At 66.6% G+C, this 26146-nt stretch carries 23 protein-coding genes; 18 read left to right on the top strand and 5 right to left on the bottom strand.

Annotated features, from left to right (window positions below; all coding sequences use genetic code 11):
* Nucleotides 1-44 precede the first annotated feature (44 nt).
* Complete coding sequence (locus tag G3545_RS03610) at nucleotides 45-971, bottom strand: DMT family transporter (protein WP_170009926.1); 927 nt, start codon at nucleotides 969-971, stop codon at nucleotides 45-47.
* 128 nt (nucleotides 972-1099) lie between these two features.
* On the opposite strand from G3545_RS03610, the gene glmU reads away from it, so the two are divergent.
* Nucleotides 1100-2443 (top strand): bifunctional UDP-N-acetylglucosamine diphosphorylase/glucosamine-1-phosphate N-acetyltransferase GlmU, encoded by a 1344-nt coding sequence (gene glmU / locus G3545_RS03605; protein WP_170009924.1) that lies wholly within the window; start codon nucleotides 1100-1102, stop codon nucleotides 2441-2443.
* 251 nt (nucleotides 2444-2694) lie between these two features.
* On the top strand, nucleotides 2695-4521 hold the full coding sequence (gene glmS, locus G3545_RS03600; RefSeq protein ID WP_170009922.1) for a glutamine--fructose-6-phosphate transaminase (isomerizing): 1827 nt from the start codon (nucleotides 2695-2697) through the stop codon (nucleotides 4519-4521).
* A 10-nt stretch (nucleotides 4522-4531) separates the two neighbouring features.
* Here glmS and queF read toward each other — a convergent pair whose 3' ends face one another.
* The gene (queF, locus tag G3545_RS03595) at nucleotides 4532-4984 is read right to left on the bottom strand and encodes a preQ(1) synthase (protein ID WP_170009920.1); all 453 of its coding nucleotides are present in this window, start codon (nucleotides 4982-4984) and stop codon (nucleotides 4532-4534) included.
* 101 nt (nucleotides 4985-5085) lie between these two features.
* On the opposite strand from queF, the gene eno reads away from it, so the two are divergent.
* The 10 genes from eno to G3545_RS03545 all read left to right on the top strand — a co-directional run bounded on the left by eno (nucleotide 5086) and on the right by G3545_RS03545 (nucleotide 14835).
* Nucleotides 5086-6369 (top strand): phosphopyruvate hydratase, encoded by a 1284-nt coding sequence (gene eno, locus G3545_RS03590; RefSeq protein WP_170009918.1) that lies wholly within the window; start codon nucleotides 5086-5088, stop codon nucleotides 6367-6369.
* A 261-nt stretch (nucleotides 6370-6630) separates the two neighbouring features.
* Nucleotides 6631-6963 (top strand): septum formation initiator family protein, encoded by a 333-nt coding sequence (locus G3545_RS03585; RefSeq protein WP_246702673.1) that lies wholly within the window; start codon nucleotides 6631-6633, stop codon nucleotides 6961-6963.
* 207 nt (nucleotides 6964-7170) lie between these two features.
* Entirely contained in the window at nucleotides 7171-8247 is a 1077-nt protein-coding gene (gene pdhA, locus G3545_RS03580; protein WP_170009914.1) for a pyruvate dehydrogenase (acetyl-transferring) E1 component subunit alpha, read from the top strand.
* 17 nt (nucleotides 8248-8264) lie between these two features.
* On the top strand, nucleotides 8265-8585 hold the full coding sequence (locus G3545_RS03575; RefSeq protein ID WP_170009912.1) for a hypothetical protein: 321 nt from the start codon (nucleotides 8265-8267) through the stop codon (nucleotides 8583-8585).
* A gap of 28 nt (nucleotides 8586-8613) precedes the next feature.
* The gene (locus G3545_RS03570) at nucleotides 8614-10032 is read left to right on the top strand and encodes a pyruvate dehydrogenase complex E1 component subunit beta (RefSeq protein ID WP_170009910.1); all 1419 of its coding nucleotides are present in this window, start codon (nucleotides 8614-8616) and stop codon (nucleotides 10030-10032) included.
* A gap of 14 nt (nucleotides 10033-10046) precedes the next feature.
* The gene (locus G3545_RS03565; RefSeq protein ID WP_170009908.1) at nucleotides 10047-11417 is read left to right on the top strand and encodes a pyruvate dehydrogenase complex dihydrolipoamide acetyltransferase; all 1371 of its coding nucleotides are present in this window, start codon (nucleotides 10047-10049) and stop codon (nucleotides 11415-11417) included.
* 110 nt (nucleotides 11418-11527) lie between these two features.
* A complete protein-coding gene (gene lpdA / locus G3545_RS03560; RefSeq protein ID WP_170009906.1) occupies nucleotides 11528-12946 on the top strand; it encodes a dihydrolipoyl dehydrogenase in 1419 nt (472 codons plus the stop codon).
* Between the two features lie 39 nt (nucleotides 12947-12985).
* The gene (locus G3545_RS03555) at nucleotides 12986-13258 is read left to right on the top strand and encodes a GlsB/YeaQ/YmgE family stress response membrane protein (RefSeq protein WP_170009904.1); all 273 of its coding nucleotides are present in this window, start codon (nucleotides 12986-12988) and stop codon (nucleotides 13256-13258) included.
* 120 nt (nucleotides 13259-13378) lie between these two features.
* Entirely contained in the window at nucleotides 13379-14359 is a 981-nt protein-coding gene (gene lipA / locus G3545_RS03550; RefSeq protein ID WP_170009902.1) for a lipoyl synthase, read from the top strand.
* Nucleotides 14360-14364: 5 nt separating this feature from the next.
* The gene (locus tag G3545_RS03545; RefSeq protein ID WP_170009900.1) at nucleotides 14365-14835 is read left to right on the top strand and encodes a type II toxin-antitoxin system RatA family toxin; all 471 of its coding nucleotides are present in this window, start codon (nucleotides 14365-14367) and stop codon (nucleotides 14833-14835) included.
* Here G3545_RS03545 and G3545_RS03540 read toward each other — a convergent pair.
* Nucleotides 14832-15329, bottom strand: a complete 498-nt coding sequence (locus G3545_RS03540) for a nicotinamide-nucleotide amidohydrolase family protein (RefSeq protein ID WP_170009898.1) — start codon at nucleotides 15327-15329, stop codon at nucleotides 14832-14834. The two genes, G3545_RS03545 and G3545_RS03540, sit on opposite strands and share 4 nt — an antisense overlap.
* 16 nt (nucleotides 15330-15345) lie before the next feature.
* Nucleotides 15346-16512 (bottom strand): bifunctional 2-C-methyl-D-erythritol 4-phosphate cytidylyltransferase/2-C-methyl-D-erythritol 2,4-cyclodiphosphate synthase, encoded by a 1167-nt coding sequence (locus G3545_RS03535; protein WP_170009896.1) that lies wholly within the window; start codon nucleotides 16510-16512, stop codon nucleotides 15346-15348.
* Between the two features lie 263 nt (nucleotides 16513-16775).
* Here G3545_RS03535 and dusB point away from each other — a divergent pair, with 263 nt between their 5' ends.
* The 5 genes from dusB (at nucleotide 16776) to G3545_RS03510 (ending at nucleotide 24187) form a co-directional block, all read left to right on the top strand.
* Nucleotides 16776-17777: a tRNA dihydrouridine synthase DusB gene (dusB, locus tag G3545_RS03530; protein WP_170009894.1), complete on the top strand. Its 1002-nt coding sequence runs from the start codon at nucleotides 16776-16778 to the stop codon at nucleotides 17775-17777.
* Nucleotides 17774-18901, top strand: a complete 1128-nt coding sequence (locus G3545_RS03525) for a nitrogen regulation protein NR(II) (protein ID WP_170009892.1) — start codon at nucleotides 17774-17776, stop codon at nucleotides 18899-18901. Before dusB ends, G3545_RS03525 begins: the two co-directional genes overlap by 4 nt.
* A gap of 8 nt (nucleotides 18902-18909) precedes the next feature.
* Nucleotides 18910-20352: a nitrogen regulation protein NR(I) gene (gene ntrC / locus G3545_RS03520; RefSeq protein ID WP_170009890.1), complete on the top strand. Its 1443-nt coding sequence runs from the start codon at nucleotides 18910-18912 to the stop codon at nucleotides 20350-20352.
* A 192-nt stretch (nucleotides 20353-20544) separates the two neighbouring features.
* Complete coding sequence (locus tag G3545_RS03515; protein ID WP_170009887.1) at nucleotides 20545-22806, top strand: PAS domain-containing sensor histidine kinase; 2262 nt, start codon at nucleotides 20545-20547, stop codon at nucleotides 22804-22806.
* 13 nt (nucleotides 22807-22819) lie between these two features.
* On the top strand, nucleotides 22820-24187 hold the full coding sequence (locus G3545_RS03510) for a sigma-54 dependent transcriptional regulator (protein WP_170009885.1): 1368 nt from the start codon (nucleotides 22820-22822) through the stop codon (nucleotides 24185-24187).
* On the opposite strand, the gene bla is transcribed toward G3545_RS03510, so the two are convergent.
* Complete coding sequence (gene bla, locus G3545_RS03505) at nucleotides 24188-25078, bottom strand: class A beta-lactamase (RefSeq protein WP_170009883.1); 891 nt, start codon at nucleotides 25076-25078, stop codon at nucleotides 24188-24190.
* Between the two features lie 103 nt (nucleotides 25079-25181).
* On the opposite strand from bla, the gene G3545_RS03500 reads away from it, so the two are divergent.
* Complete coding sequence (locus G3545_RS03500; protein WP_170009881.1) at nucleotides 25182-26108, top strand: LysR family transcriptional regulator; 927 nt, start codon at nucleotides 25182-25184, stop codon at nucleotides 26106-26108.
* The last annotated feature ends 38 nt before the right edge of the window (nucleotides 26109-26146 follow it).

Raw genomic sequence — 26146 nt, 5'->3', positions numbered from 1 at the left:
TCTCCTTATACTGGCCTCACAGATGCCACGCGGGGCGGCAGCGATCAACGCGCCGGACGCGTCGCCAGCACCACGCCGCCCAGGACCAGCACGAAGCCGACGCCATGATAAGGGTGCAACTCCTCGCCCAGCAGGGCGACCGCCATCAGTATTCCGTAGATTGGCAGCAGATAAAGGAACATCGCCGTCACCGGCGCACCCGCTACCTTCACGCAATATTGGAACATGATCAGCGCCAGCACCGACGGGAAGACGGCGAGCGCCAGCACAGCGAGCCAGGCGTGCAGTCCGGCGGGCGAGTGGCCGCCATGCGCACTTTCCCACAGCATCGGGGGCACCAGCATGAGCGTGCCGGCGATGGCGATCGCAGCGAAGGCCGGCACCGCGCCGATCTGCACCAGTGGCCCCTTGCGCACCATCAGCGAATAGATCGCCCAGGCCAGCGCGGCCAGGAAAACACTGAGGTCGCCCATATTGAAGCTCAGATCGGCCAGCCGATGCAACTCGCCGTGGAGCGTAATGAGTGCAATGCCGATGAAGCCGGCAACTGCGCCGATGATCTGTCCGGCCGGCAGCCGCCGGCGGGCCAGCATGGCGTCCAGCACCACCACCATGATGGTCGAGGTGGTGTAGATCAGCGTCGCATTCGTGGCCGTGGTGTATTGCAGGGCGGCATAGACGTTGCCGCCGCAAATCACGGTGAGCAGGCCGCCGAGGATCAGGAGTTGCTTCCACTGCTCCCGCAGGATGACGCGGTGGCGAACCATGGCGGCGGCGGCGAAGGGCAGGAGGATCGCCACCGCGAACAACCACCGCCAGAACGCCAGCGTCCAGGGAGAGATGGTCGCTACCGAAGCGCGCGCCAGCACCAAATTTACGGCGAAGAACAGCGGCGTCAGCAGCAACGCAGCGATCGCGCCGGGATTGGATCGAAGCGGAGTGTCGACGGGGCGTGCGGCGGTGCTTTCCATGCGAGACCTGATACACGCTCGATCGATTCCCGTCCCATGGTCGAAGGGAGGGGGCGTGCTCCGGCCTTCCGCCGGCCGGCGCGGCGCGGTAGAAGGCGCCATATCGCGGCTTATCCGGGAATCCCGCCATGCGCAGTCTGCTCGTCCTTGTCCTTGCGGCCGGTGAGGGCACGCGCATGGCCTCGTCTCTGCCGAAAGTGCTGCACAAGGTGGCCGGGCGCTCCATGGTCGGCCATGTGGTGGCGACCGCCCGCGGCGCCGGCGCGGCTGCTGTCACCGTGGTGGTTGGGCCGGGACGCGACGATGTCGCCAAGGAAGTAAAGAGCATCGCTCCTGACGCGGAGATCTTCGTGCAGGCCGAGCGCCGTGGCACCGCCCATGCCGTGCTCGCCGCCCGCGCCGCACTGGAGCGCGGCTATGACGACGTCGTCGTCATGTATGGCGACACCCCCCTCGTCGAGGGCAGCACCTTGTCCGCGTTGCGCACGCCGCTGGCGGAGGGCGCAGCGGTCACCGTGCTCGGCTTCCGTCCCGCGGACCCGACCGGTTATGGCCGGCTGCTCACCGACGGCGGCACGCTCACCGCCATCCGCGAGGAGAAGGACGCGACCGACGCCGAGCGCGCGGTCACGCTGTGCAATGCCGGACTGATGGCGTTCGATGGCCGTTCCATCCTGCCGATCCTGGATGCGATCGGCGATGACAATGCCAAGAAGGAATTCTACCTCACCGACGCTGTCGAGATCGCCCGCGCCGTCGGCCGCGACGCCGCCGTCACCGAGGCGGATGCCGCCGAGGTCGCCGGCGTCAACACCCGCGCCCAGCTCGCCGAAGCGGAAGCCATCATCCAGCAGCGCCTGCGCGCCGCGGCGATGGCGAATGGCGCCACGCTGATCGCGCCGGAGACGGTGTTCCTCTCGATCGATACCAGGCTCGGGCGCGACGTCGTCATCGAGCCGAACGTGGTGTTCGGTCCCGGCGTCGTCGTCGATGACGAGGTGGTCATCCACGCCTTCAGCCACCTGGAAGGCGCGCATCTGTCCCGCGGCGTCTCCATCGGCCCCTACGCACGGCTGCGCCCCGGCGCGGCTTTGGGCGAGGGGGTGCGGATCGGCAATTTCGTGGAGATCAAGGCGTCCGAGCTCGGCGCCGGCACCAAGGTCAATCACCTCTCATACGTGGGCGACTCCAGCGTCGGCGCGAATACCAACATCGGCGCCGGCTCGATCACCTGCAATTATGACGGCTACAACAAGCACCGCACCACGATCGGGGCGAACGTGTTCATCGGCTCCAACACGCTGATGGTCGCCCCCGTCACCATCGGCGACGGCGCCTATACCGCCACCGGCTCGGTCATCACCGACACTGTGCCCGGCGACGCGCTCGCCGTCGGCCGCGCCCGGCAGGTGAACAAGGAAGGCTGGGCGATGCGCCTGCGCGAACGGCTGGCGGCGCTGAAGAATAAGTGACAGGTGCTTTGCTTGAGCATCCTTCGAGGCTCGCTTCGCTCACACCTCAGGGTGACGTAGCTCTTAAAACCACGTCACCCTGAGGCGCCCGGCGCAGCCGGGCCTCGAAGGATGCTGAAACCGAGCAACGCCACGCTTCGAGCTTAAAAGCGACACGAAGCGATACCCGAATTGATTTCGGTAAGCTGGTGACGCGCGGTTAAACCCGTGCGGGTAGGTTTGCTGGATTCCTCTGAGAGGTTCGCGCGCTCATGTGTGGCATCATCGGTATCGTCGGCACCGCGCCCGTCGCCGACCGTCTGGTCGATTCGCTCAAACGCCTCGAATATCGCGGCTATGATTCTGCTGGTGTCGCCACGCTTGAACATGGCCGGCTCGACCGCCGCCGCGCCGAGGGCAAGCTGCGCAACCTCGAGAAGGTGCTGCGCGAGGCGCCGCTCGAAGGGCGCATCGGCATCGGCCACACCCGCTGGGCCACCCATGGCCGCCCGAGCGTCGCCAATGCCCACCCGCACGCCACCACCCAGGTGGCCGTGGTGCATAACGGTATCATCGAGAATTTCCGCGAACTGCGCGACGAACTGCTCGAAGCAGGCGCCAATTTCGAGAGCGAGACCGACACCGAGGTGGTCGCGCATCTCGTCAGCCGCGAGATGCGCGACGGGCGCAGCGCGGTCGATGCGGTGGCCGCCTCATTGCCGCGGCTGCGCGGCGCCTTCGCGCTCGCCTTCCTGTTCGACGGCGACGAGGACCTGCTGATCGGCGCCCGCAAGGGCAGCCCGCTGGCGCTCGGCTATGGCGACGGCGAAATGTATCTCGGCTCCGACGCGCTCGCGCTCGCGCCCTTCACCGACACCATCTCCTATCTGGACGACGGCGACTGGGCGGTGCTGCGCCATGGCAGCATCGAGGTGCGCGACGCCGCCAACAACAAGGTGAGCCGTCCGATCCAGAAGGCCGCCGCCTCCGCCTTCATGGTCGAGAAGGGCAATCATCGCCACTTCATGGCCAAGGAAATCCACGAGCAGCCGGAAGTCGTCGGCCACACGCTGGCGCATTATCTCGACATGGCGAGCGAGACGGTGCGCCTGCCAGCCGACCTGCCGTTCGATTTCGCCAAGCTGGACCGCATCTCCATCGCCGCCTGCGGCACCGCCTATTATGCCGGCCTCGTCGCGAAATACTGGTTCGAGCGCTATGCGCGCCTGCCGGTGGAAATCGATGTCGCCTCGGAATTCCGCTACCGCGAGGCGCCGCTGCCGAAGAACGGGCTGGCGATCGTGATCTCGCAGTCCGGCGAGACCGCCGATACGCTGGCCTCGCTGCGCTACGCCAAGGAAAACGGCCAGCACGTGCTGGCGGTGGTGAATGTGCCGACCTCGACCATTGCCCGCGACAGCCACGTCGTCATGCCGACGCTGGCCGGCCCGGAGATCGGCGTCGCCTCGACCAAGGCTTTCACCTGCCAGCTGGCGACGCTTGCCGCCATCGCCGTGGCGGCGGGCAGGGCGCGCGGTGTGCTCTCGGTCGCCGAGGAGCGCGAACTGGTGCATGCCCTCGTCGAGGTGCCGCGCCTGATGAGCGAGGCGCTCTCGCTCGGCCCGGAGATCGAGGTGCTGGCCCGCACCCTCATGAAGGCGAAGGACGTGCTCTATCTCGGCCGCGGCACCGCTTTCCCGCTGGCGCTGGAGGGTGCGCTGAAGCTGAAGGAGATCAGCTACATCCACGCCGAGGGCTACGCCGCCGGCGAGCTGAAGCACGGCCCGATCGCGCTGATCGACGAGAAGATGCCGGTCGTCGTGCTCGCCCCGCATGACGGTGTGTTCGAGAAGACCATGTCGAACGTGCAGGAAGTGGTGGCGCGCGGCGGACGTATCATCCTCATCACCGACGGCAACGGCTCGAAGGCCGCGGGCATCGGCACCGAGGCCACTCTGACGCTGCCGGAAATGCACCCGGCCATCGCGCCGCTGGTCTATGCCGTGCCGATCCAGCTGCTCGCCTATCACACCGCGGTGCACATGGGCACCGACGTCGACCAGCCGAGGAACCTGGCCAAATCCGTCACCGTCGAATAGGGGCGGCGGCTCAGCCGCGCCCCCGATAGGACGGCACGCCCTGGTCGGGCAGCCAGACGCCGTCAAGCGGCGCGCCGGTCTGCCAGAACACGTCGATCGGCATGCCGCCGCGCGGATACCAATAGCCGCCGATGCGCAGCCAGTGCGGCGCCAGCAGCTCGACCAGCTTCAGGCCGACATCCAGCGTACAGCCCTCATGGAAGGCGCCGTGGTTGCGGAAGCTGGTGAGGTACAGCTTCAGCGACTTCGATTCGACCAGCCAGTCCGCCGGCACATAGTCGATGACCAGATGGGCGAAATCCGGCTGTCCGGTCACCGGACACAGCGAGGTGAATTCCGGGCAGGTGAAGCGCGCGACATAGCGCGCCTGCGGGTGCGGGTTCGGCACGCGGTCGAGCACCGCTTCCTCGGGCGAGGCGGGGATCGCCACCGCGTGGCCGAGCTGGAGGGTGGTGTCGGTCATTGGATACTCCCTTACATGTGGGCGCGCGTGGCACCCCTTTCGCATGTCATATGGGTCGAGTAGAAGCGCCGACGAACGGCGAGCGAGGAACGGGGAATCCGATGACGGCCATTGTCGATATCGTTGCGCGTGAAATTCTGGACAGCCGGGGCAACCCGACCGTCGAGGTCGATGTGGTTCTGGAGGACGGCTCCGAGGGCCGCGCCGCGGTGCCGTCGGGCGCATCCACCGGCGCCCATGAGGCGGTCGAGCTGCGCGACGGCGACAAGGCGCGCTATCTCGGCAAGGGCGTGCAGAAGGCGGTCGCCGCGGTGAACGGCGAGATCTTCGACGCCATTGGCGGCATGGACGCCGAGGACCAGTCGGCGCTCGACAAGATCCTGATCGATCTCGACGGCACCCCGAACAAGGCCCGTCTCGGCGCCAACGCCATTCTCGGCGTCTCGCTGGCGCTCGCCAAGGCCGCCGCTTCCGCGCGCGACCTGCCGCTCTACCGCTATGTCGGCGGCGTCAATGCCCGCGTGCTGCCGGTGCCGATGATGAACATCGTCAATGGCGGCGCCCATGCCGACAATCCGATCGACTTCCAGGAGTTCATGATCCTGCCGGTCGGCGCGCCGACTTTTGCCGAGGGCCTGCGCACCGGCGCCGAGATCTTTCACACGCTGAAGAAGGCGCTGAAGGATGCCGGCCACAACACCAATGTCGGCGACGAGGGCGGCTTCGCCCCGAACCTGCCGTCGGCCGATGCCGCGCTCGCCTTCGTGGTGAAGGCCATCGAGACTGCTGGCTACAAGCCCGGCGAGGACGTGTTCATCGGCCTCGACTGCGCCTCGACCGAGTTCTTCAAGGACGGCAAGTACGATTATCACGGCGAGGGGACCGTCCGCGATATCGAGACCCAGGTGAAGTATCTCGCCGATCTCGTTGCCCGCTATCCGATCTGCACCATCGAAGACGGCATGGCCGAGGACGACTGGGCCGGCTGGAAGCTGCTCACCGACACCATCGGTTCCAAGTGCCAGCTGGTCGGCGACGATCTGTTCGTCACCAACGTCACGCGTCTGGAAGCCGGCATCAAGCAGGGCGTCGCCAATTCGATCCTGGTGAAGGTCAACCAGATCGGCTCGCTCACCGAGACGCTGGCCGCCGTCGAGATGGCGCACAAGGCCGGCTATACCGCGGTGATGTCGCACCGTTCCGGCGAGACCGAAGATTCGACCATCGCCGACCTCGCGGTGGCGACCAATTGCGGGCAGATCAAGACCGGCTCGCTGGCCCGCTCCGACCGCACCGCCAAGTACAACCAGCTGCTGCGCATCGAGCAGGAGCTGGGCACCCAGGCGCTCTATGCCGGCCGCTCGGCGATCAAGTCGCTGGGCTGAGGTCTACATTTTCGAAAGCGTCATCCCGGGCGGCCGCAGGCCGATCCGGGATCGCGAACGACCGGGATGGCTCTCTTGTGCCGCCCGGGAAAACGCGCACCGAACCTTCCCGCGATCCCGGCTCTGCGCACCTGCGGTGCTCCGGCCGGGATGACGGCCTCGGGTTGAAGAAGGGCAGGGACATGCGTGTTGCACTATGACGCGCGCGCCCATCACGGTTAACCGAGCCTCAACCGCACATGGTTAAGCTCGATTCCCATGATGACACGTACCCGCCGCCGCGCCATTTTCCAGACCATCGTGCTGCATCTCGGTGCGGCCGCGCTGATCGGCTACTTCGCCGTGCAGGGCTATAACGGCCAGTACGGCCTGATCGCCAAGCGCAACTTCGAACAGCAGCACACCGCGCTGAGCGAGGAACTCGACACGCTGCGTGCCCAGCGCGAGGCGCTGGAGTCGAAAGTTGGCCTGCTCGATCCAGCACGGATCGATGCCGATATCCTCGATGAGGAAGGCCGCTCGCTGCTCAATCTGATCAATCCCAAGGATCTCGTAATGCTTCGGCAAGGCCACTCAAGCGGCCGTCTGAACTAAGCTTTTTCGTGTCAATGACGCTTGCGCGACGTACCATTATAAACTCGACGTAAGTTAAATATCGACATTAACCGAAATCGAGTTTAAAAGCTGAAACCATTGCGTCTACAGCATGTTGTGCGCTGCACCATTGCATTGACGGCGTAGCGCGACGTTCTGACATAGGCTATGTAGCTTCTCAATTCGGAAACGAGCCGAGGAGGGGTCATGGCCGTCGCCGCTAAGAAAGCGCCTGCGAGGAACGTCGCCACCAGGAATTCCGCCAAGGGGCCAGCGAAGCCGGCAAGTGCCCGTTCGGCGGCACGCCGCTCCGACGAGCCGGCTGAATTCAGCAAGGAGCAGGAACTCGACGCCTATCGCCAGATGCTGGCGATCCGCCGCTTCGAGGAAAAGGCCGGCCAGATGTACGGCATGGGCCTGATCGGCGGCTTCTGCCACCTCTATATCGGTCAGGAAGCCGTCGTCGTCGGCATGCAGTTGGCACTGAAGCCCGGCGATCAGGTCATCACCGGCTATCGCGACCACGGCCACATGCTGGCCTGCGGCATGGACCCCAAGGGTGTCATGGCCGAGCTCACCGGCCGCCGCGGCGGCTATTCCAAGGGCAAGGGCGGCTCGATGCACATGTTTAGCATCGAGAAGGGCTTTTTCGGCGGCCACGGCATCGTCGGCGCCCAGGTATCGCTCGGCACCGGCCTCGCCTTCGCCAATCGCTACCGCGAGAATGGCGGGGTATGCCTGACCTATTTCGGCGACGGCGCCGCGAACCAGGGCCAGGTCTATGAGAGCTTCAACATGGCGGAGCTCTGGAAGCTCCCCGTGGTCTACATCATCGAGAACAACAAGTACGCCATGGGCACGTCGGTGAACCGCGCCTCGGCGCAGACCGACTTCTCCAAGCGCGGCGCCTCCTTCAACATTCCCGGCGAGCAGGTCGACGGCATGGATGTGCGGGCGGTGAAGGCCGCCGGCGAGCGCGCCGTGGAATTTGCCCGTTCCGGCAAGGGGCCCTACATCCTCGAAATGCTCACCTACCGTTATCGCGGCCACTCCATGTCCGATCCGGCCAAGTACCGGTCGAAGGAGGAGGTGCAGAAGATGCGGACCGAGCACGACCCGATCGAGCAGGTGCGCAACCGCCTGATCGAGAAGACGTGGGCCGGCGAGGACGAGCTCAAGGCGATCGATGCCGAGATCCGCGATGTCATGAACGCCGCGGCCGACTTTGCCACCCACGATCCCGAGCCTGACGTTTCCGAACTCTATACCGACATCCTGCGCTGACGGGCGGGGGCGGCGGCATGCTGGTCGGCCTGTTCTTCATCCTGTTGGTCGCCGGCTGCTCCGCCGCCGTCGTCCTGTGGGTCTTCGCGATCAAGACCGGCTACGACGTCGTCATGGCGAACCGCGCAAGCGGAGAGCCCGCCAAGCCTTCGACCTTCGCATTGCTCGCCGCGTGGCCCTTCGCCGCGCGGCTGTTCTCCGGCGTCGCGCCCGACAAGGCGACGCTGCTCAATAAAATGATGGTCGGCTTCTTCGCCGCCATTCTCGTCGTCGCGGGTTCCGCGGCCGTCTATAGCAACCTGACGTTTGTGCCGCCGCCGGCGCAGACCGTTCAGTGACGCGCGATCTTCTCGAGGGAACGCCGCCATGCCGACCGAAATTCTGATGCCCGCCCTGTCTCCGACCATGGAGAAGGGTAATCTCGCCAAATGGATCAAGAAGGAAGGCGACGCCGTGAAGTCCGGCGACGTCATTGCCGAGATCGAGACCGACAAGGCCACCATGGAGGTGGAAGCGGTCGAAGAAGGCACGCTCGGCAAGATCCTGATCCCGGAAGGCACGCAGGACGTCGCCGTCAACACCCCCATCGCCGTGATTCTCGGCGATGGCGAGAGTGCTGCAGCGCTGAACGGTGCCACGCCGCCCAAGGCCGCTGCACCGGCCCCCGCTGCGTCCGAAGAGGTGGCGGAATCCTCGCCGCCGGACGGCCGCCAGCTCGAAGTGAAGGCGCCGGCAGTCTCGGCGGTCGCCACCCCGCCGCAGCCCGAAGTGCTGCCGGAGCCCGATGTGCCGGAAGGCACCGAGATGGTCTCGCAGACCATGCGCGAGGCGCTGCGCGACGCCATGGCCGAGGAGATGCGCCGCGACGGCGATGTCTTCGTCATGGGCGAGGAGGTCGCCGAGTATCAGGGCGCCTACAAGATCACCCAGGGGCTGCTGCAGGAGTTCGGCGCCCGCCGCGTAATCGACACCCCGATCACCGAGCACGGCTTTGCCGGCGTCGGCGTCGGTGCGGCCATGGCCGGGCTGAAGCCGATCGTCGAGTTCATGACCTTCAATTTCGCCATGCAGGCGATCGACCAGATCATCAACTCCGCCGCCAAGACGCTCTATATGTCCGGCGGCCAGATCCAGTGCTCCATCGTGTTCCGCGGCCCGAACGGCGCCGCCGCCCGCGTCGCCGCGCAGCACAGCCAGGACTACACCGCCTGGTACAGCCACATTCCCGGCCTCAAGGTGGTGGCGCCCTATACCGCCGCCGACGCCAAGGGCCTGCTCAAGGCGGCGATCCGCGATCCCAACCCGGTGATCTTCCTCGAGAACGAGATCCTCTACGGCCACTCTTCGCCGGTGCCCAAGCTTGACGATTTCATCGTCCCGCTCGGCAAGGCCAAGATCGCCCGGCCCGGCAAGGACGTCACGCTGGTCGCCTGGTCGATCGGCATGAACTACGCCCTCAAGGCCGCCGAGGAACTCGCCAAGCTCGGCATCGAGGCGGAGGTCATCGATCTGCGCACCATCCGCCCGATGGACACCGAGACCATCATCGCCTCGGTGAAGAAGACCGGGCGCTGCGTCACGGTGGAAGAGGGCTGGGGCCAGTCCGGCGTCGGCTCGGAGATCGTCGCCCGGCTGATGGAACAGGCGTTCGACTATCTCGACGCTCCGGTGCTGCGCGTTTCCGGCAAGGATGTGCCGATGCCCTACGCCGCCAATCTCGAAAAGCTCGCGCTCCCCTCCGTGCAGGATGTGGTCGATGCCGCGCGGGCGGTCACCTATCGCTGAGGCCGGAGCGCGCCATGCCGATCGAGATATTGATGCCGGCCCTGTCTCCGACCATGGAGAAGGGCAACCTTGCCAAATGGCTGAAGAAGGAAGGCGACAAGGTCGCCCCCGGCGACGTCATTGCCGAGATCGAGACCGACAAGGCGACGATGGAGGTCGAAGCCATCGACGAGGGCACGCTGGCCAAGATCGTGGTGCCCGAGGGCGCGCAGGATGTGCCGGTGAACCAGCTCATCGCCGTGCTCGCCACGGGCAGCGAGGATGCCAAGGCGGTGGCCGCGGGCGGCGCTGCCGCGCCTGCGCCGAAGCCGGCTGAGGCTCCCAAGGCCGAAGCCGCGAAGGCTGCCGAGCCGGTGGCCGCGGCTCCCGCACCCGCTCCGGTGGCGGCTCCCGCTCCCGTCGCGACGGCCGGCAACGGCCATGCCGGCGAACGTGTCTTCTCCTCGCCGCTGGCGCGTCGTCTGGCGAAGGAAGCCGGCATCGACGTCGCCACGGTGAAGGGCTCCGGTCCGCACGGCCGTGTCGTCGCCGCGGATATCGCCGGCGCCAAGGCTGGCGGCACCGCTATTGCCGCGGCGCCTGCGCCGAGCGCAGCGCCGGCACCCGCCCCCAAGCCGTCGCCGGTCTCCGCGCCGTCCGGCTTCTCCGCCGACCAGACCAAGGCCTTCTACGAGCCGGGCTCCTATCTGGAGATTCCGCTCGATTCGATGCGCCGCGTCATCGCCAAGCGCATGACGGAATCGAAGACCTCGATCCCGAACTTCTACCTCACCGTCGATTGCGATCTCGATGCGCTGATGAAGCTGCGCGAGGAGCTCAACAAGGCGGCGCCGGAGAAGGACGGCAAGCCGGCTTACAAGCTCTCTGTCAATGACTTCGTCATCAAGGCCTTCGCGCTCGCCTTCCAGCAGGTGCCGGAAGCGAACCAGGTCTGGGCCGAGGACCGCTATCTGCGTCTCAAGCACTCCGACATCGGAGTCGCGGTGGCGATCGACGGCGGCAAGGGCCTGCTCACCCCGATCATCCGCAAGGCCGAGACCAAGACACTCTCCGCAATCTCCAACGAGACCCGCGACTTCGCCGCGCGCGCCCGCAACAAGAAGCTGGCGCCGCACGAATATCAGGGTGGCTCCACCGCGATCTCGAACCTCGGCATGTTCGGCATCAAGGACTTCACCGCCGTCATCAACCCGCCGCACGCCACTATCCTGGCGGTCGGCGCCAGCGAGCCGCGGGCGGTGGTGAAGAAGGGCGAGCTGGCAGTCGCCACCGTGATGACGGTGACGCTGACCTGTGACCACCGCGTGCTGGACGGCGCCATGGGCGCCATGCTGATCGGCGCCTTCAAGCAGATCATCGAAAAGCCGATGGCAATGCTGGTCTAGAGCCAGAGCAATGCTCTAGCCGGGCTCTGGCCCGGCTATCCCACATCCTTGATGAGGCTGTTCGGGCCGTGGATGCCCGGGACGAGCCCGGGCATGACGGAAAAACCCAGATGGCCGACACCAATTACGACGTCCTCATCATCGGCTCCGGCCCCGGCGGCTATGTCACCGCGATCCGCGCGGCGCAGCTGGGCCTGAAGACCGCGGTGGTCGAAAAGTCCTATCTCGGCGGCATCTGCCTGAACTGGGGCTGCATCCCGGCCAAGGCGCTGCTGCGCTCCGCCGAGATCTTCCATTATGCCGAGCACGCCAAGGATTACGGCCTCACCGTCGACAAGGCCGGCTTCGACATCGCCGCCGTGGTGAAGCGCTCGCGCGGCGTCGCGGCGCAGCTCAGCGCCGGCGTCGCCGGCCTGTTGAAGAAGAACAAGATCGATGTGATCTGGGGCACGGGCAACCTCACCGCCCCCGGCAAGGTCACGGTCACTGGGGCCGAGAACCCGCCGCGCAACACGCTGCCGGGCGGTGACTACACCGCCAAGCACGTCATCATCTCCACCGGCGCCCGCCCGCGTGCCATTCCCGGCATCGAGCCGGACGGCACGCAGATCTGGACCTATTTCGAGGCGCTGAACCCGCCCACCATGCCGAAGTCCTTGCTCATCATGGGCTCGGGCGCCATCGGCATCGAGTTCGCCTCCTTCTACCGCACCATGGGTGCGGAAGTGACGGTGGTCGAACTGCTGCCGCAGATCCTGCCGGCCGAGGATGACGAGATCGCCGGCCTCGCCCGCAAGCGCTTCGAGAAGCAGGGCATCAAGATCCTCACCGGTGCCAAGGTCTCCAAGGTGGCGAAGGCGGCGAACAGCGTCACCGCCACGGTCGAGACCGCCGACGGCAAGACCGAGACCTTCACCGCCGAAAAGCTGATCTCGGCGGTCGGCGTGGTTGGTAATATCGAGAATCTCGGGCTCGAAGCCCTTGGCGTGAAGACCGATCGCGGCTGCATCGTCATTGACGGCTTCGGGCGCACCAACGTCCCCGGCATCTATGCCATTGGCGATGTCGCCGGCCCTCCCATGCTGGCGCACAAGGCCGAGCATGAAGGCGTGATCTGCGTCGAGAACATCGCCGGGCTGCACGCTCACCCGATGGACAAGCTGAAGATCCCGGGGTGCACCTATTGCAACCCGCAGATCGCCTCGGTCGGCCTGACGGAGAAGAAGGCCAAGGAAGCCGGGTACGAGCTGAAGATCGGCCGCTTCCCCTTCATCGGCAACGGCAAGGCAATTGCGCTCGGCGAGCCGGAAGGCTTGGTGAAGACTATCTTCGATGCCAAGACCGGCCAGTTGCTCGGCGCTCATCTGATCGGCACCGAGGTCACGGAGTTGATTCAGGGCTTCATGATCGCCATGAATCTTGAAACAACGGAAGAAGAGCTGATCCACGCCGTCTTCCCGCATCCCACGCTTTCTGAGACGATGCACGAGAGCGTGCTGTCGGCCTATGGACGCGTGATCCATATCTGACCGCGCTCGAACATTAGGGCAGGGGCATCAGAGACATTCATGGATACGTATGCTGCATTGAACGAGCCGGGTGTCGGCTGGCTGACGATGATCATTATCGGCCTGCTCGCCGGCTGGATCGCCGAGCGCGTTACCGCCAGTGATCAGGGGCTGCTGGCCAACCTCCTGTTCGGCCTGATTGGCGCCTTCGTCGGCGGCAAGCTCGCCGAATTCGCCGAAGTTCCGGTTTTCGGCTTCTTCCGCACCCTGATCGCCGCGACCATCGGTGCGATCATCGTACTGTTCGTCTGGCGGCGCCTGCGCGGGCGATAGTTCGTCCATGCACCGGGCAGGGGAGAGATGCGCCGCGGACGGGGTTTCCTTTCCCCGCCGCGGTGATTAACTCAGCGGAGGCCTGCTTTCCGCAGGATCCGCATAGTTCAAGGGACCCTCATGGTCACCGTCGTCAACACCCTGAGCCGCGACGCCGCCCGGCCCCGTCACCCGGAGAAGGCCAATCGTCCGGAAACGCCGGTCCTGCGCAAGCCGGACTGGATCAGGGTGCGCGCGCCCGGCACGCCGGGCTGGGCGGAGACGGCGAAGATCGTGCGGGCCAACGGCCTCGTCACGGTGTGCGAGGAGGCGAGTTGCCCGAACATCGGTGAGTGCTGGCAGAAGAAGCACGCCACCTTCATGATCATGGGCGACACCTGCACGCGCGCCTGCTCGTTCTGCAACGTCCGCACCGGCATGCCCGGACCGCTCGACCGCGACGAGCCGGTCAAGGTGGCGGAAGCCGTGGTCAAGCTCGGCCTCGAGCATGTGGTGGTGACCTCGGTCGACCGCGATGACCTCGCCGACGGCGGCGCCGAGCATTTCGCCCGCACCATCCGCGCCATCCGGGCTTTGAGCCCGAACACCACCATCGAGATCCTCACCCCGGATTTCCTCAGGAAGGACGGCGCGCTGGAGGAGGTGGTGGCGGCCAAGCCTGATGTCTTCAACCACAATCTGGAATGCGTGCCCTCGCTGTACCTCACGGTCCGTCCCGGCGCGCGCTATTTCCACTCGCTGCGGCTGTTGCAGCGGGTGAAGGAACTCGATCCCTCGATCTTCACCAAGTCCGGCATCATGGTCGGCCTCGGCGAGGTCCGGAACGAAGTGCTCCAGCTGATGGACGATCTGCGCTCCGCCGAGGTCGACTTCATGACCATCGGCCAGTATCTCCAGCCAACCCGCCGCCACCATGAGGTGAAGGCGTTCATCACGCCCGACGAGTTCAAGTCCTACGAGACCATCGCCTATGCCAAGGGTTTCCTGATGGTCTCGTCCAGCCCGCTGACGCGCTCCTCGCACCATGCCGGCGAGGACTTCGCCCGGTTGCGGAGCGCCCGCGAGGCAAAGCTCGGCCGCCTGGCGCCCGTTTCGGCCTGATCCCCATGCCGTCGTTTCGCAATGCGCGTCGGGTACGCCATTCGGCGTCCGACATGTTCGACCTCGTCGCCGATGTCGAGCACTACCCGGAATTCGTGCCGCTGTGCGAGAGCCTGCGAGTCCGCCGCCGGGTCGCGAGCGGCGACGGCGTCGACATCCTGATCGCCGACATGACCGCGGCCTATCGCATGTTCCGCGAGACGTTCACCAGCCAGGTGACGCTCGATCGGCCGCGGCTGACCATCGTGGTCGAGTATCTCGACGGGCCCTTCAGCCGGCTGGAGAATCGCTGGAACTTCAAGCCGCTCGAGAGCGGCGGCTGCGACGTCGAGTTCTTCATCTCCTACGAGTTCCGCTCACGCACCCTGGGCCTCCTGATGGGCGCCATGTTCGACGCCGCCTTCCGCCGCTTCGCCGAGGCGTTCGAGAAGCGGGCTGACGAGGTCTATGGCCGCCCGAACCTGGCTCGCGCCTAAGCCGCCAGTTCCGCCAGCATCGCCAGTGCGGTGAGCACCGAGAGTCGCCGTACGCCGAATCGATCCTGCCCGGCGAACACTTCCCGGCGCTCGATCATCCGCCCGTCGGCACGCATCGCCGCGAAATGCACGAGGCCAACCGGCTTCTCCGCGGACCCGCCGCCGGGGCCGGCAATGCCGGTGATGGAGACACCAAGCGAGGTGCCGGCCGCCGCCAGCAGGCCTGCGACCATCTCCCGCGCCGTTTCCGCGCTCACCGCGCCATGCGCCCGCAGCGTTGCCGCCGAGACGCCCAGCACGTCCATCTTGGCAGCGTTGGAATAGGTGACGAAGCCGCGATCGAGCACATCCGAGGAGCCGGCGATGTCGGTCAGTGCGCCGGCGACGAGGCCGCCGGTGCATGATTCGGCCGTGGCGACGGTCAGTCCGCGCTCGCGGCAGAGGTCGAGCACGCGCGTCGCTTCCAGAAAGATCGCATCGGCCCGCTCGTCCATACCAGTCGCCTCGGTTCTAATCGGTCCACGGCAGTCTGACGGTCGCGCTCGCCAGTGCGGCGATGCCCTCGCGGCGGCCGGTAAAGCCCAGCCGTTCGCTTGTTGTCGCCTTGACGCTGACGCGGGCGAGGGGGATTTCGGCGATCTCCGCGATCTTCGTACGCATCGCCTCGCGATGGGGCCCGACCTTCGGCGCCTCGCAGATGACCGTGGCGTCGAGATGGGCGATGCGCCCGCCCGCAGCCCGCACCAGCGACGCCGCATGGGCCAGGAACCGGTCCGAGGAAGCGCCCTTCCATTCCGGATCGGAGGGCGGGAAATGATGGCCGATATCGGCGGCGCCAATGGTGCCGAGCAGCGCATCGGTGAGCGCATGGAGCACCACGTCGGCATCGGAATGTCCCGACAGTCCAAAGCCATGCGGAATGGCGATGCCGCCCAGCATGACATGGTCGCCCTCGCCGAAGGCGTGGACATCGAAGCCGGTCGCGGTGCGGATATCGGCGAGGGCGAGAGCCGCCTCGCGCTCGGCGCGCACGAAATCCTCTGCGGTCGTCAGCTTCACGTTCGACACCTCGCCCGGAAAGGTCGCGACCCTGTGCCCCGCAGCCTCCGCCACCGCCGCGTCGTCGGTGAGATGGTCGATGCCGGCTGCGGCGCGATGGGCCTCGAGAATGAGATCATAGCGAAAGGATTGTGGCGTCTGTACCGTGCGGAGTTGTGCACGATCCGGGCCCGACGCGGAGAAACCGTCGCGATCGACGATCTTCACCGTGTCGGTCAGCGCCAGCGCCGGCACTGCTGCGCCGTGTTCGGCTGCCGCCGCGACGGCGCGGGCGATGAGTTCGTCCGAGGCGAAGGGCCGGGCGGCGTCATGGATCAGCACCAGATCCGGCGGATCGGCGGCAAGGGCCTCCAGCCCGGCACGAACCGAGGCCTGCCGCGTTGCTCCGCCGGTCACCGGCGCGGCGATTCGCGCGATTCCGGCCATTGCCGTGGCGCAGGGGACAGCATCGTCGGCGTGGATGACCGGCAGCACATAGCGGATGGCGGGATTGCCGGCAAAGCGCGCCAGCGTGCGGCGCAGCACCATCTCGCCGCCAATGGTACGGAATTGCTTGGGCGGGCCTTCGCCAGCCCGCTGCCCGCGCCCCGCCGCCACTACGATCACGTCCGTCCGCATGCCTTGCTGCCTCAAAGCGCTGTTCGTTCCTGCATAGGCAAGTGCTTGCCTGCATCAGCAAGCGCTTGCCCGCATCAGCGGGTGCTTGCCGTGCGCGTCGGTTTAGCGCAAAAGCGGGTCTGGTATGCAACTTTTGCCTTTGCCTCATCAGGAGGCTTGCTGCCGCGAGGATGCTGGCTATTATGTAGGCATCCGGGCTCTGGCCCATTTGTTGTGCATCGTGTGATTAGCGCTTGATCCCTGCCGCTTCCGACAATTCCCGCATGAAGATCGGTTCGCTCGCGATTCCGAATGCGGTGTTCCTCGCGCCCATGGCCGGGATCACCGATGCCCCGTTCCGGCGCATGGCGCTGCGCTACGGCGCCGGCCTCGTGGTGTCGGAGATGGTCGCGTCCGACGCACTCGCCATGGGACATGCCGAGACCGTGCTGCGCACCGAAGGCAGCGGGCTCGCCATCCATGCGGTGCAGCTCGCCGGCAATCGCCCGCAGCTGATGGCCGAGGCCGCCCGCATCGCCGAAGGGGCAGGGGCGGCGCTGATCGACATCAATATGGGCTGCCCGGCCAAGCGCGTGACCACCGGCCTTGCCGGTTCGGCGCTGCTGCGCGATCTCGATCTGGCGACCGAGATCATCGAATCGGTGGTCGGCGCCACCAGCCTGCCGGTGACGCTGAAGACCCGGCTCGGCTGGGATGACGCGGCCCTGGTAGCGCCCGAGCTTGCCCGCCGCGCCGAGGCGATCGGGGTCAGGCTCATCACAATCCATGGCCGCACCCGCTGCCAATTCTATACCGGCTGCGCCGACTGGAGCGCGATTGGCCAGGTGAAACATGCGGTTGGCATTCCGGTGATGGCGAATGGCGATCTCACCACCTTCGCCGACGCGCGCGCCATGCTCGATGCCTCCGGCGCCGACGGCGTGATGATCGGCCGTGGTGCGCAGGGCCGGCCATGGTTCCCTGGGCAGGTCGCCGCGCTGCTCGGCACCGGCCGCGCCTTCGCCGACCCCGCCATGGAAGAACAGCGCGACGTGCTGCTGGAGCTCTATGAGGGCTGGCTCGGCCATTATGGCCGCGAACTCGGCTGCCGCACCGCGCGCAAGCACATCGGCTGGGCGTTGGAAGCCGCCGCCGCGAGCGCCGGCCGCGACGCCGAATTCGTCAAGCACTGGCGCGCCGCCCTGTTGCGGCTGGACCAGCCACGACACGTAGAGGCGGGCATCCGCGCCGCCTTCGACGACCTGAATTGGAGAGCCGCGGCATGAAGTCTCAGCCAACGGGACGTCTCGCCCAGGCGGCCGGCACAGTGATGTCCGACGCCGCCATGAATGCCCTGCCGCACCCGGTGGTGACGGTGAATGCCGACGACCGCATCGTCGATGCCAATGTTGCCGCCGAGGGCTTCTTCGAAGGCAGCCTCGCCGTGCTGGCGCGGCATCGGCTGCACGAATTCGTGCCGTTCGGCAGCCCGCTGCTGTCACTGATCGAGCAGGTGCGCGGGCGCGGCGCTGCGGTGAATGAATATCGCGTCGATCTCGGCACGCCGCGCAATGGCGGCGAGCGCATCGTCGACATCCATGTCGCGCCGCTCTCCGAATATCCCGGCCATGTGGTGGTGATGCTCCAGGAGCGCACCATCGCCGACAAGATGGACCGTCAGCTCACTCATCGCGGCGCGGCGCGCTCGGTCACCGCGCTCGCCTCCATGCTTGCGCACGAGATCAAGAACCCGCTGTCCGGCATTCGTGGCGCGGCGCAGCTGCTGGAGCTGAACGCCAGCGACGACGACCGCTCGCTGACCCGGCTCATCACCGACGAGGCCGACCGCATCGTGAAGCTGGTCGATCGCATGGAGGTGTTCTCCGACGAGCGCCCGATCGAGCGCGAGCCGGTCAATATCCACGCCGTGCTCGAGCATGTGCGCACGCTGGCCTCCTCAGGCTTCGCCCGGCACGTCCGCTTCGTCGAGGAGTACGACCCCTCGCTGCCGCCGGTGCTGGCGAATCGCGACCAATTGGTCCAGGTATTCCTGAATTTGGTGAAGAACGCCGCCGAAGCCATTGGAGATACTTCGGATGGCGAGATCCTGCTGACCACCGCCTTCCGTCCCGGCGTGCGGCTCACCGTGCCCGGCACCACGACGCGGGTCAGCCTGCCGCTGGAATTCTGCGTGCGCGACAACGGCCCCGGCGTGCCGGAAGACCTGATGCCGCATCTGTTCGACCCGTTCGTGACCACCAAGCCGACCGGCACCGGCCTCGGCCTAGCATTGGTCGCCAAGATCGTCGGCGACCATGGCGGCATCATCGAGTGCGACAGCCAGCCCCGCCGGACTACCTTCCGAGTCCTCATGCCCATGTATCGCGGCCTTGCCGCCGCCGAGAGTTGAGAGCCGCCATGCCGACGGGAAGCATACTTGTTGCCGACGACGACGCGGCGATCCGTACCGTGCTGAACCAGGCGCTGTCCCGCGCCGGTTATGAAGTCCGTTCCTGCGGCAATGCCGCGACGCTGTGGCGCTGGGTGAGCCAGGGCGACGGCGACCTCGTCATCACCGACGTGGTGATGCCGGACGAGAACGCCTTCGACCTGCTGCCGCGCATCAAGAAGGTGCGGCCCGACCTGCCGGTCATCGTGATGAGCGCGCAGAACACCTTCATGACCGCGATCCGCGCTTCCGAGCGCGGTGCCTATGAATATCTGCCCAAGCCCTTCGACCTGAAGGAGCTGATCGCCATTGTCGGCCGCGCGCTCTCCGAGCCGAAGAAGCCGGAATCGGCGCTGAAGAACGTCGAGGACGTCGACTCCATACCGCTGGTCGGCCGCTCGCCGGCGATGCAGGACATCTACCGCGTCCTCGCCCGGCTGATGCAGACTGATCTCACCGTGATGATCGCCGGCGAGAGCGGCACCGGCAAGGAACTGGTGGCGCGCGCGCTCCACGATTACGGCAAGCGGCGCAACGGGCCGTTCGTCGCCATCAACATGGCGGCGATCCCGCGCGACCTCATCGAATCCGAGCTGTTCGGCCATGAGAAGGGGGCCTTCACCGGCGCGAATGCCCGCTCCGCCGGCCGCTTCGAGCAGGCCGAAAGCGGCACGCTGTTCCTCGACGAGATCGGCGACATGCCGATGGAGGCGCAGACCCGCCTGTTACGCGTGCTCCAGCAGGGCGAATACACCACCGTCGGCGGGCGCACCGCGATCAAGACTGACGTGCGTATCGTCGCCGCCACCAACAAGGATCTGCGCATCCTGATCCAGCAGGGCCTGTTCCGCGAGGATCTGTTCTTCCGGCTGAACGTCGTGCCGCTGCGGCTGCCGCCGCTGCGCGAGCGCACCGAGGACGTGCCGGACCTGGTGCGCCACTTCTTTCTGCAGGCCGAGCGCGAGGGCTTGCCGCGCAAGCAGATCGATGCCGCCGCGCTCGATCGGCTTAAGCGCTATCGCTGGCCCGGCAATGTGCGCGAGCTGGAGAACCTGATTCGCCGTCTGTCCGCGCTCTATCCGCAGGAGATCATCACCGCCTCAATCATCGAGGCGGAGCTGTCGACGCCGATTTCGACCGCCGCGCCGGAAGAAAGTGGCGGCGACGAGACGCTGGCCTCCTCGGTGGAGCGCCACCTCAACACTTATTTCGGCGGCTTCGGCGAGACGCTGCCACCGCCCGGGCTCTATCACCGCATCCTCAAGGACGTCGAGTATCCGTTGCTTTCCGCGGCTTTGGCGGCCACGCGCGGCAACCAGATCAAGGCGGCGGAACTGCTCGGCCTCAATCGCAACACGCTGCGCAAGAAGATCCGGGATCTCGACATCCAGATAATCCGCACCAGTCGCTAAAGCCGGTCGTCGCCGCAGGGGCGTCACGCCGGGACGGGCTGCATGCCGTCTTTGGGTTTATGTGACGGAAATCGTGGCCTTCCACGGAATAATTCCGGTGGGGGGCGACAATGTCACATTTTTGCACCAGTGTCGTCCCAGTGCATCATGTCCCGCGGGATGGTGCGAGTCCCGGGCGGCTGATGGTGGTGAATGACCGACACGAAGACGCCGGAACTCGATACACGCGACGCTCCGGATTTCGGCGGGGCGGGGTTCCGCTTTAGCCTGTGGGGCCTGGCGCCGCTCGCGGTGCTGGTGGCACTCATCACCGCTCTGGTGAGCTTCATCGTGCTGATCGGCATCACCCCGCTGGTGCCGTCGCAGGAAGTCGTCATCACCGTGCTGTGCCTCAACGGCGCAATGTCGCTGGTGCTCATCAGCATCATCGGCCGCGAGGTCTGGCGCATCGTCAAGGCGCGGCGGCGGGGCAGGGCGGCCGCCCGCCTGCATGTGCGGGTGGTGGCGTTGTTCGGCGTCGTTGCCGTGGTCCCGGCCATCCTGGTCGCGCTGCTGGCGAGCGTCACGCTCGATCGCGGCCTCGACCGCTGGTTCTCGGTGCGCACGCGCGCCATCGTCGATAATGCAGTGTCGGTAGCGCAGACCTATGTGCGCGAGCATGCCTATTCGATTCGCGGCGACGTCATGGGCATGGCGCGCGACCTGCAACGCATCCGCCCGCTCTGGGACCAGGACCGCAGCCGTTTCCGGCAGGCCATGACCGCCCAGGCGGCGGTGCGCGGCTTGCCCGCCGCGATGGTGATCCAGCGTGACCTTACCGTGGTCGACCGCGCCACCATCCGTGTCGGGCGCGAATTCCCGGTGCCGTCGAACCTCGCCATCAAGGATGCGACCGAAGACCAGCCGCTGATCTATCTGCCGAACGACGCCGATTTCGTCGGCGCGGTGATCCCGCTCAAGGATTTCGGCGACCTCTTCCTCTATGTCGCGCGCCCGGTCGATCCCCGCGTCATCCAGTACCTCAACGAGACGCGAGCCGCAGTTGCGGATTATCGCAGCCTGGAGGAGCGCCGCGTCGGCGTGCAGGTGGCGTTTGCACTGCTCTATGCGGTGATCTCGCTCACCGTGCTGCTCTCCGCGGTCTGGCTCGGCATAAATTTCGCCAATCGCCTGGTCGCACCGATTCGTCGTCTCATCGGCGCCGCCGATCTCGTCGCCGCCGGAAATCTCTTCGTCGAGGTGCCGGTGCGCCGGTCGGAAGGCGACCTGTCGAGCCTCGCCGAAACCTTCAACAAGATGACGCATGAGCTGCGCACCCAGCGCAACGACCTGGTGCAGGCGCGCGACCAGATCGATACGCGTCGCCGCTTCACCGAGGCGGTGCTGTCCGGCGTCGGCGCCGGTGTCATCGGCATCGATGCCGAAGGACGTATCTCCATCATCAACCGCCCGGCCGAGAAGCTGCTCGGCGTGACCGAGGCGGATGTGCTGGGCGAACAGCTCGCGGTGGTGATCCCGGAGATTTCCGGCCTCATCGCGGAGGCCATGCAGGCCGGGCAGAAGACGGTGCAGGCCAACACCACGCTCGCCCGCGACGGGCGAGAGCGGGTGCTGGCGGTGCGCTTCACCACCGAGCAGTCGCGCGAGGGCGACCATGGCTGGGTGGTGACGCTCGACGACATCACCGAACTGGTCTCGGCGCAGCGCACGTCCGCCTGGGCCGACGTGGCGCGCCGCATCGCCCACGAGATCAAGAACCCGCTGACCCCGATCCAGCTTTCCGCCGAGCGCCTGCGCCGGCGCTACGGCAAGGTGATCGGCGAGGACCGCGAGGTGTTCGACCAGTGCACCGACACCATCATCCGCCAGGTCGGCGACATCGGGCGCATGGTGGATGAGTTCTCCTCCTTCGCCCGCATGCCCAAGCCCGTGGTGGAAGCGCTCGACGTCGCCGAGACGGTGCGCCAGGCGGTGTTCCTGATGCGGGTCGGCAATCCCGACATCACCATCGACTGCGAGGTGCCGAACGCGCCGGTCGAAGCCAAGTTCGACCGGCGCCTCATCTCGCAGGCGCTGACCAACATCGTGAAGAACGCCACCGAGGCGATTACGGCCATTCCCCCCGAGGAACGGACCGAGCCGCCGCGCATCGAGGTCAAGCTCAAGACCGAGCATGGCATGGCGATCGTCGATGTCATCGACAACGGCAAGGGCCTGCCCACCGAGAACCGGGCGCGGCTGCTGGAGCCTTATGTGACGACGCGCGAGAAGGGCACCGGGCTCGGCCTCGCCATCGTCGGCAAGATCATGGAAGAGCACGGCGGGGGGATCGAGCTGCTCGATGCCCCGAGCGGGAAGGGCGCAATGATACGGCTGCGCTTCTCCCTCGATGGCGGGCCTTCCGGAGTGAACACCGCGGTCGGCGAGAGGCCGATTCGCTCGGTCGCGGTTTAAGGGAGATACGGTAATGGCGACGGATATTCTCATCGTCGACGACGAAGCCGACATTCGCGGCCTCGTCGCTGGCATCCTGGAGGATGAGGGCTACGGCGCCCGCACCGCCAAGGACAGCGACGAGGCGCTGAACGCGATCATCGCGCGCCGTCCCAACCTGATCTTTCTCGACATCTGGCTGGAGCGCTCCAAGCTCGACGGGCTCCAATTGCTCGACGTGATCAAGCGCGACCATCCCGACGTGCCGGTGGTCATGATCTCCGGCCACGGCACCATCGAGACCGCGGTCGCCGCTATCAAGCAGGGCGCCTACGACTTCATCGAGAAGCCGTTCAACGCCGACCGGCTGCTCCTGGTCGCCGATCGCGCACTGGAGACGCTGCGGCTGAAACGCGAGGTGCGCGACCTCAAGCAGCGCTCGCCGGTGGCGCAGTCGCTGATCGGCCGCTCGACGGTAATGAACCAGCTGCGGCAGACCATCGAGAAGGTGGCGCCGACCAATAGCCGCATCATGATCTTCGGCCCATCCGGCTCCGGCAAGGAACTGGTCGCCCGCATGCTGCATGCGAGCTCGGCGCGCGCCCCCGGTCCGTTCGTCATCATCAATGCCGCGGCGATCACGCCGGAGCGCATGGAGACCGAGCTGTTCGGCGTCGAGGGCGGCGAAGGGCAGGGTCGTCAGGTCGGCGCGCTGGAAGAGGCCCATGGCGGCACGCTGTTCATCGACGAAGTCGCCGACATGCCGCGCGAGACGCAGAATCGCATCCTGCGGGTGCTGGTCGACCAGAACTTCCTCAGGGTCGGCGGCGCGACGCGGGTATCGGTGGATGTGCGCATCATCTCCTCCACCGCGCGCAATCTCGAGAAGGAGATCGCCGACGGCCGCTTCCGCGAGGATCTCTATCACCGCCTCGGCGTGGTGCCGTTGCGCGTGCCGCCGCTCGCCGAGCGGCGCGAGGACGTGCCGGAGCTGGTCGACTATTTCCTCGACCAGATCTCGCAGGGCACCGGCCTGCCGCGCCGGCGCATAGCCGAGGACGCGCTCGCCGTGCTGCAATCGCACGACTGGCCGGGCAATGTCCGCCAGCTCCGCAACAATATCGAGCGGCTTCTGATCCTCGCCACTGGCGACCCCGACTCCGCGGTGACGGCGAGCATGCTGCCGCCCGATGTCGGCTCGCTGGTGCCGAGCCTGCCGAACGGCAATGGTGGCGAGCACCTGATGGGCCTGCCGCTACGTGAGGCGCGCGAGGTGTTCGAGCGGGAATATCTGGTCGCCCAGATCAGCCGCTTCGGCGGCAACATCTCGCGCACCGCCGAATTCGTCGGGATGGAGCGTTCGGCGCTCCATCGCAAGCTGAAGGCGTTGGGGATCGGCTGATCAGCCGACTACCCCGGCGGCCAGCCGGCCCACCTCGGCGATGGCGGCATTGCGGACCGGCATCGCCGCGCGCGCCCCGGTGAGATAGGCGGTCACCACGATGGGCGCGCGGTTGGGCGGCCACAGCACGCCGATATCGTTGGCCGTATTGTTTGCTCCGGTGCCGGTCTTGTCGCCGACGCGCCACCCGGTCGGAACCCCGGCGCGCAGCCGCTCGTCGCCGGTCTTGGTGGCGACCAGCCAGTCCGCCAGTTGCTGCCGCGATGCCGGCGACAGCGAGTCGCCAAGCACGAGCCGCTGGAGCGTTGCGGCCATCGCGGCGGGGGTCGTGGTGTCGCGCGGATCGCCGGGCTTCGCCTCGTTGAGGGTAGGCTCATTGCGGTCGAGCCGGGTCATGGTGTCGCCGAGCGTGCGGACATAGGCGGTCAGGCCCTTCGGCCCGCCAATATTGGCGAGCAGCAGATTGCCGGCCGTGTTGTCGCTCAGCGTGATCGTGGCTTCGCAGAGCGCGGCGAGGGTCATGCCGTCCGCGACATGCTTCTCCGTGGTCGGCGAATAGGTCACGAGATCCGATTTCGCATAGCGGATGATGCGGTCGAGCTGTTCCTTGCCGGCATCGACCCGCGCCAGCACGGCGGCCGCCGCCAGCGCCTTGAAGGTGCTGCACATCGGGAAACGCTCGTCGGCCCGATAACCTGCCCGCGTGCCGTCCGCGGTATCGATGATAGTGACGCCGAGCCGCCCGCCGGTCTTCTTCTCCAGCACTGGGAGTTGATCGTCGAGCTGCGACTGGAGGCTGCCCGCTGCGAAGGTCGGCCGTGTCTTGGCGACCAGCGCGATGCCGGCGATCAGCGGCAGCAAGCCCGCCGTGAAAACCCGTCTGTCGATCATTCCAGAAGCCTCCGTTAAGCTGGTGCGCAAGCTGCCGGAGGCGGCAAACCTTGACAAACGATCATAAATCGGACGACCCATTAGAAAAACTAAGGGCTCCGCGATGGCTAAGACGCATGTCCCGTTGAATGCCCTGAGGGCGTTCGAGGTATCGGCCCGCCAGCTCAGCCTCACCCGCGCCGGGCTGGAGCTACGGGTGACGCAGGCTGCCGTCAGCCACCAGATCAAGAGCCTCGAGGAGATACTCGGGGTGCGGCTGTTCCGCCGCCTGCCGCGCGGCCTCGCCTTGACGGATGAGGGGCAGGCGCTGCTGCCGGTGCTCTCGGAATCCTTCGGCCGCATCCGTGCGACGCTCGATCGCTTCGAGAACGGCCATTTCCGCGAGGTGGTCACCGTCGGCACGGTCGGCACTTTCGCCACCGGCTGGCTGCTGGACCGGCTTGACGCATTCGGCAAGGCGAACCCCTATCTCGACCTGCGGCTGCTCACCAACAATAACCGCGCGGATCTCGCCGGGGAGGGGCTCGACTACGCCATCCGCTATGGCGACGGCTCCTGGCACGGCACTGAAGCGGTGCCGCTGTTCGCCGCGCCGCTGACGCCGTTCTGCACGCCTGAGATCGCCGCGCGGCTGACGGCGCCCGACGACCTCGGCGCGCATATGCTGTTGCGCTCCTATCGTGCCGACGAGTGGTCGCGCTGGTTCGTCGCAGCCGGCGTGCCGGAGCCCTCGCGCCTGCGCGGGCTCACCTTCGATTCCTCGGTCACCATGGCCGAGGCCGCCGCGCGGGGCGTCGGCATCGCGCTGCTGCCGGCCCGCATGTTCGAGACCGAGCAGAAATCCGGCCGGCTGGCGCGCCCCTTCGATATCGAAGTCGAGCTTGGCAGCTATTGGCTCACCTCGCTGAAATCGCGGCACGAGACCCCGGCCATGCAGGCCTTCAAGGGCTGGTTGCTGGGGCAGCTTAGCAAAGAGAAAAACCGCCGACGCTTGCCGTCACCAGCGGCCGATGAACCTGCTATAGAGTGAATCGTCCGGCTGGCTGTATCGGACGCAGCAAGCTGGTG

This window comes from Starkeya sp. ORNL1, assembly GCF_012971745.1.
GTDB lineage: Bacteria > Pseudomonadota > Alphaproteobacteria > Rhizobiales > Xanthobacteraceae > Ancylobacter.
Note: the sequence above shows the minus strand (reverse complement) of the source record. Positions and strands in the feature narration are given on the sequence as shown.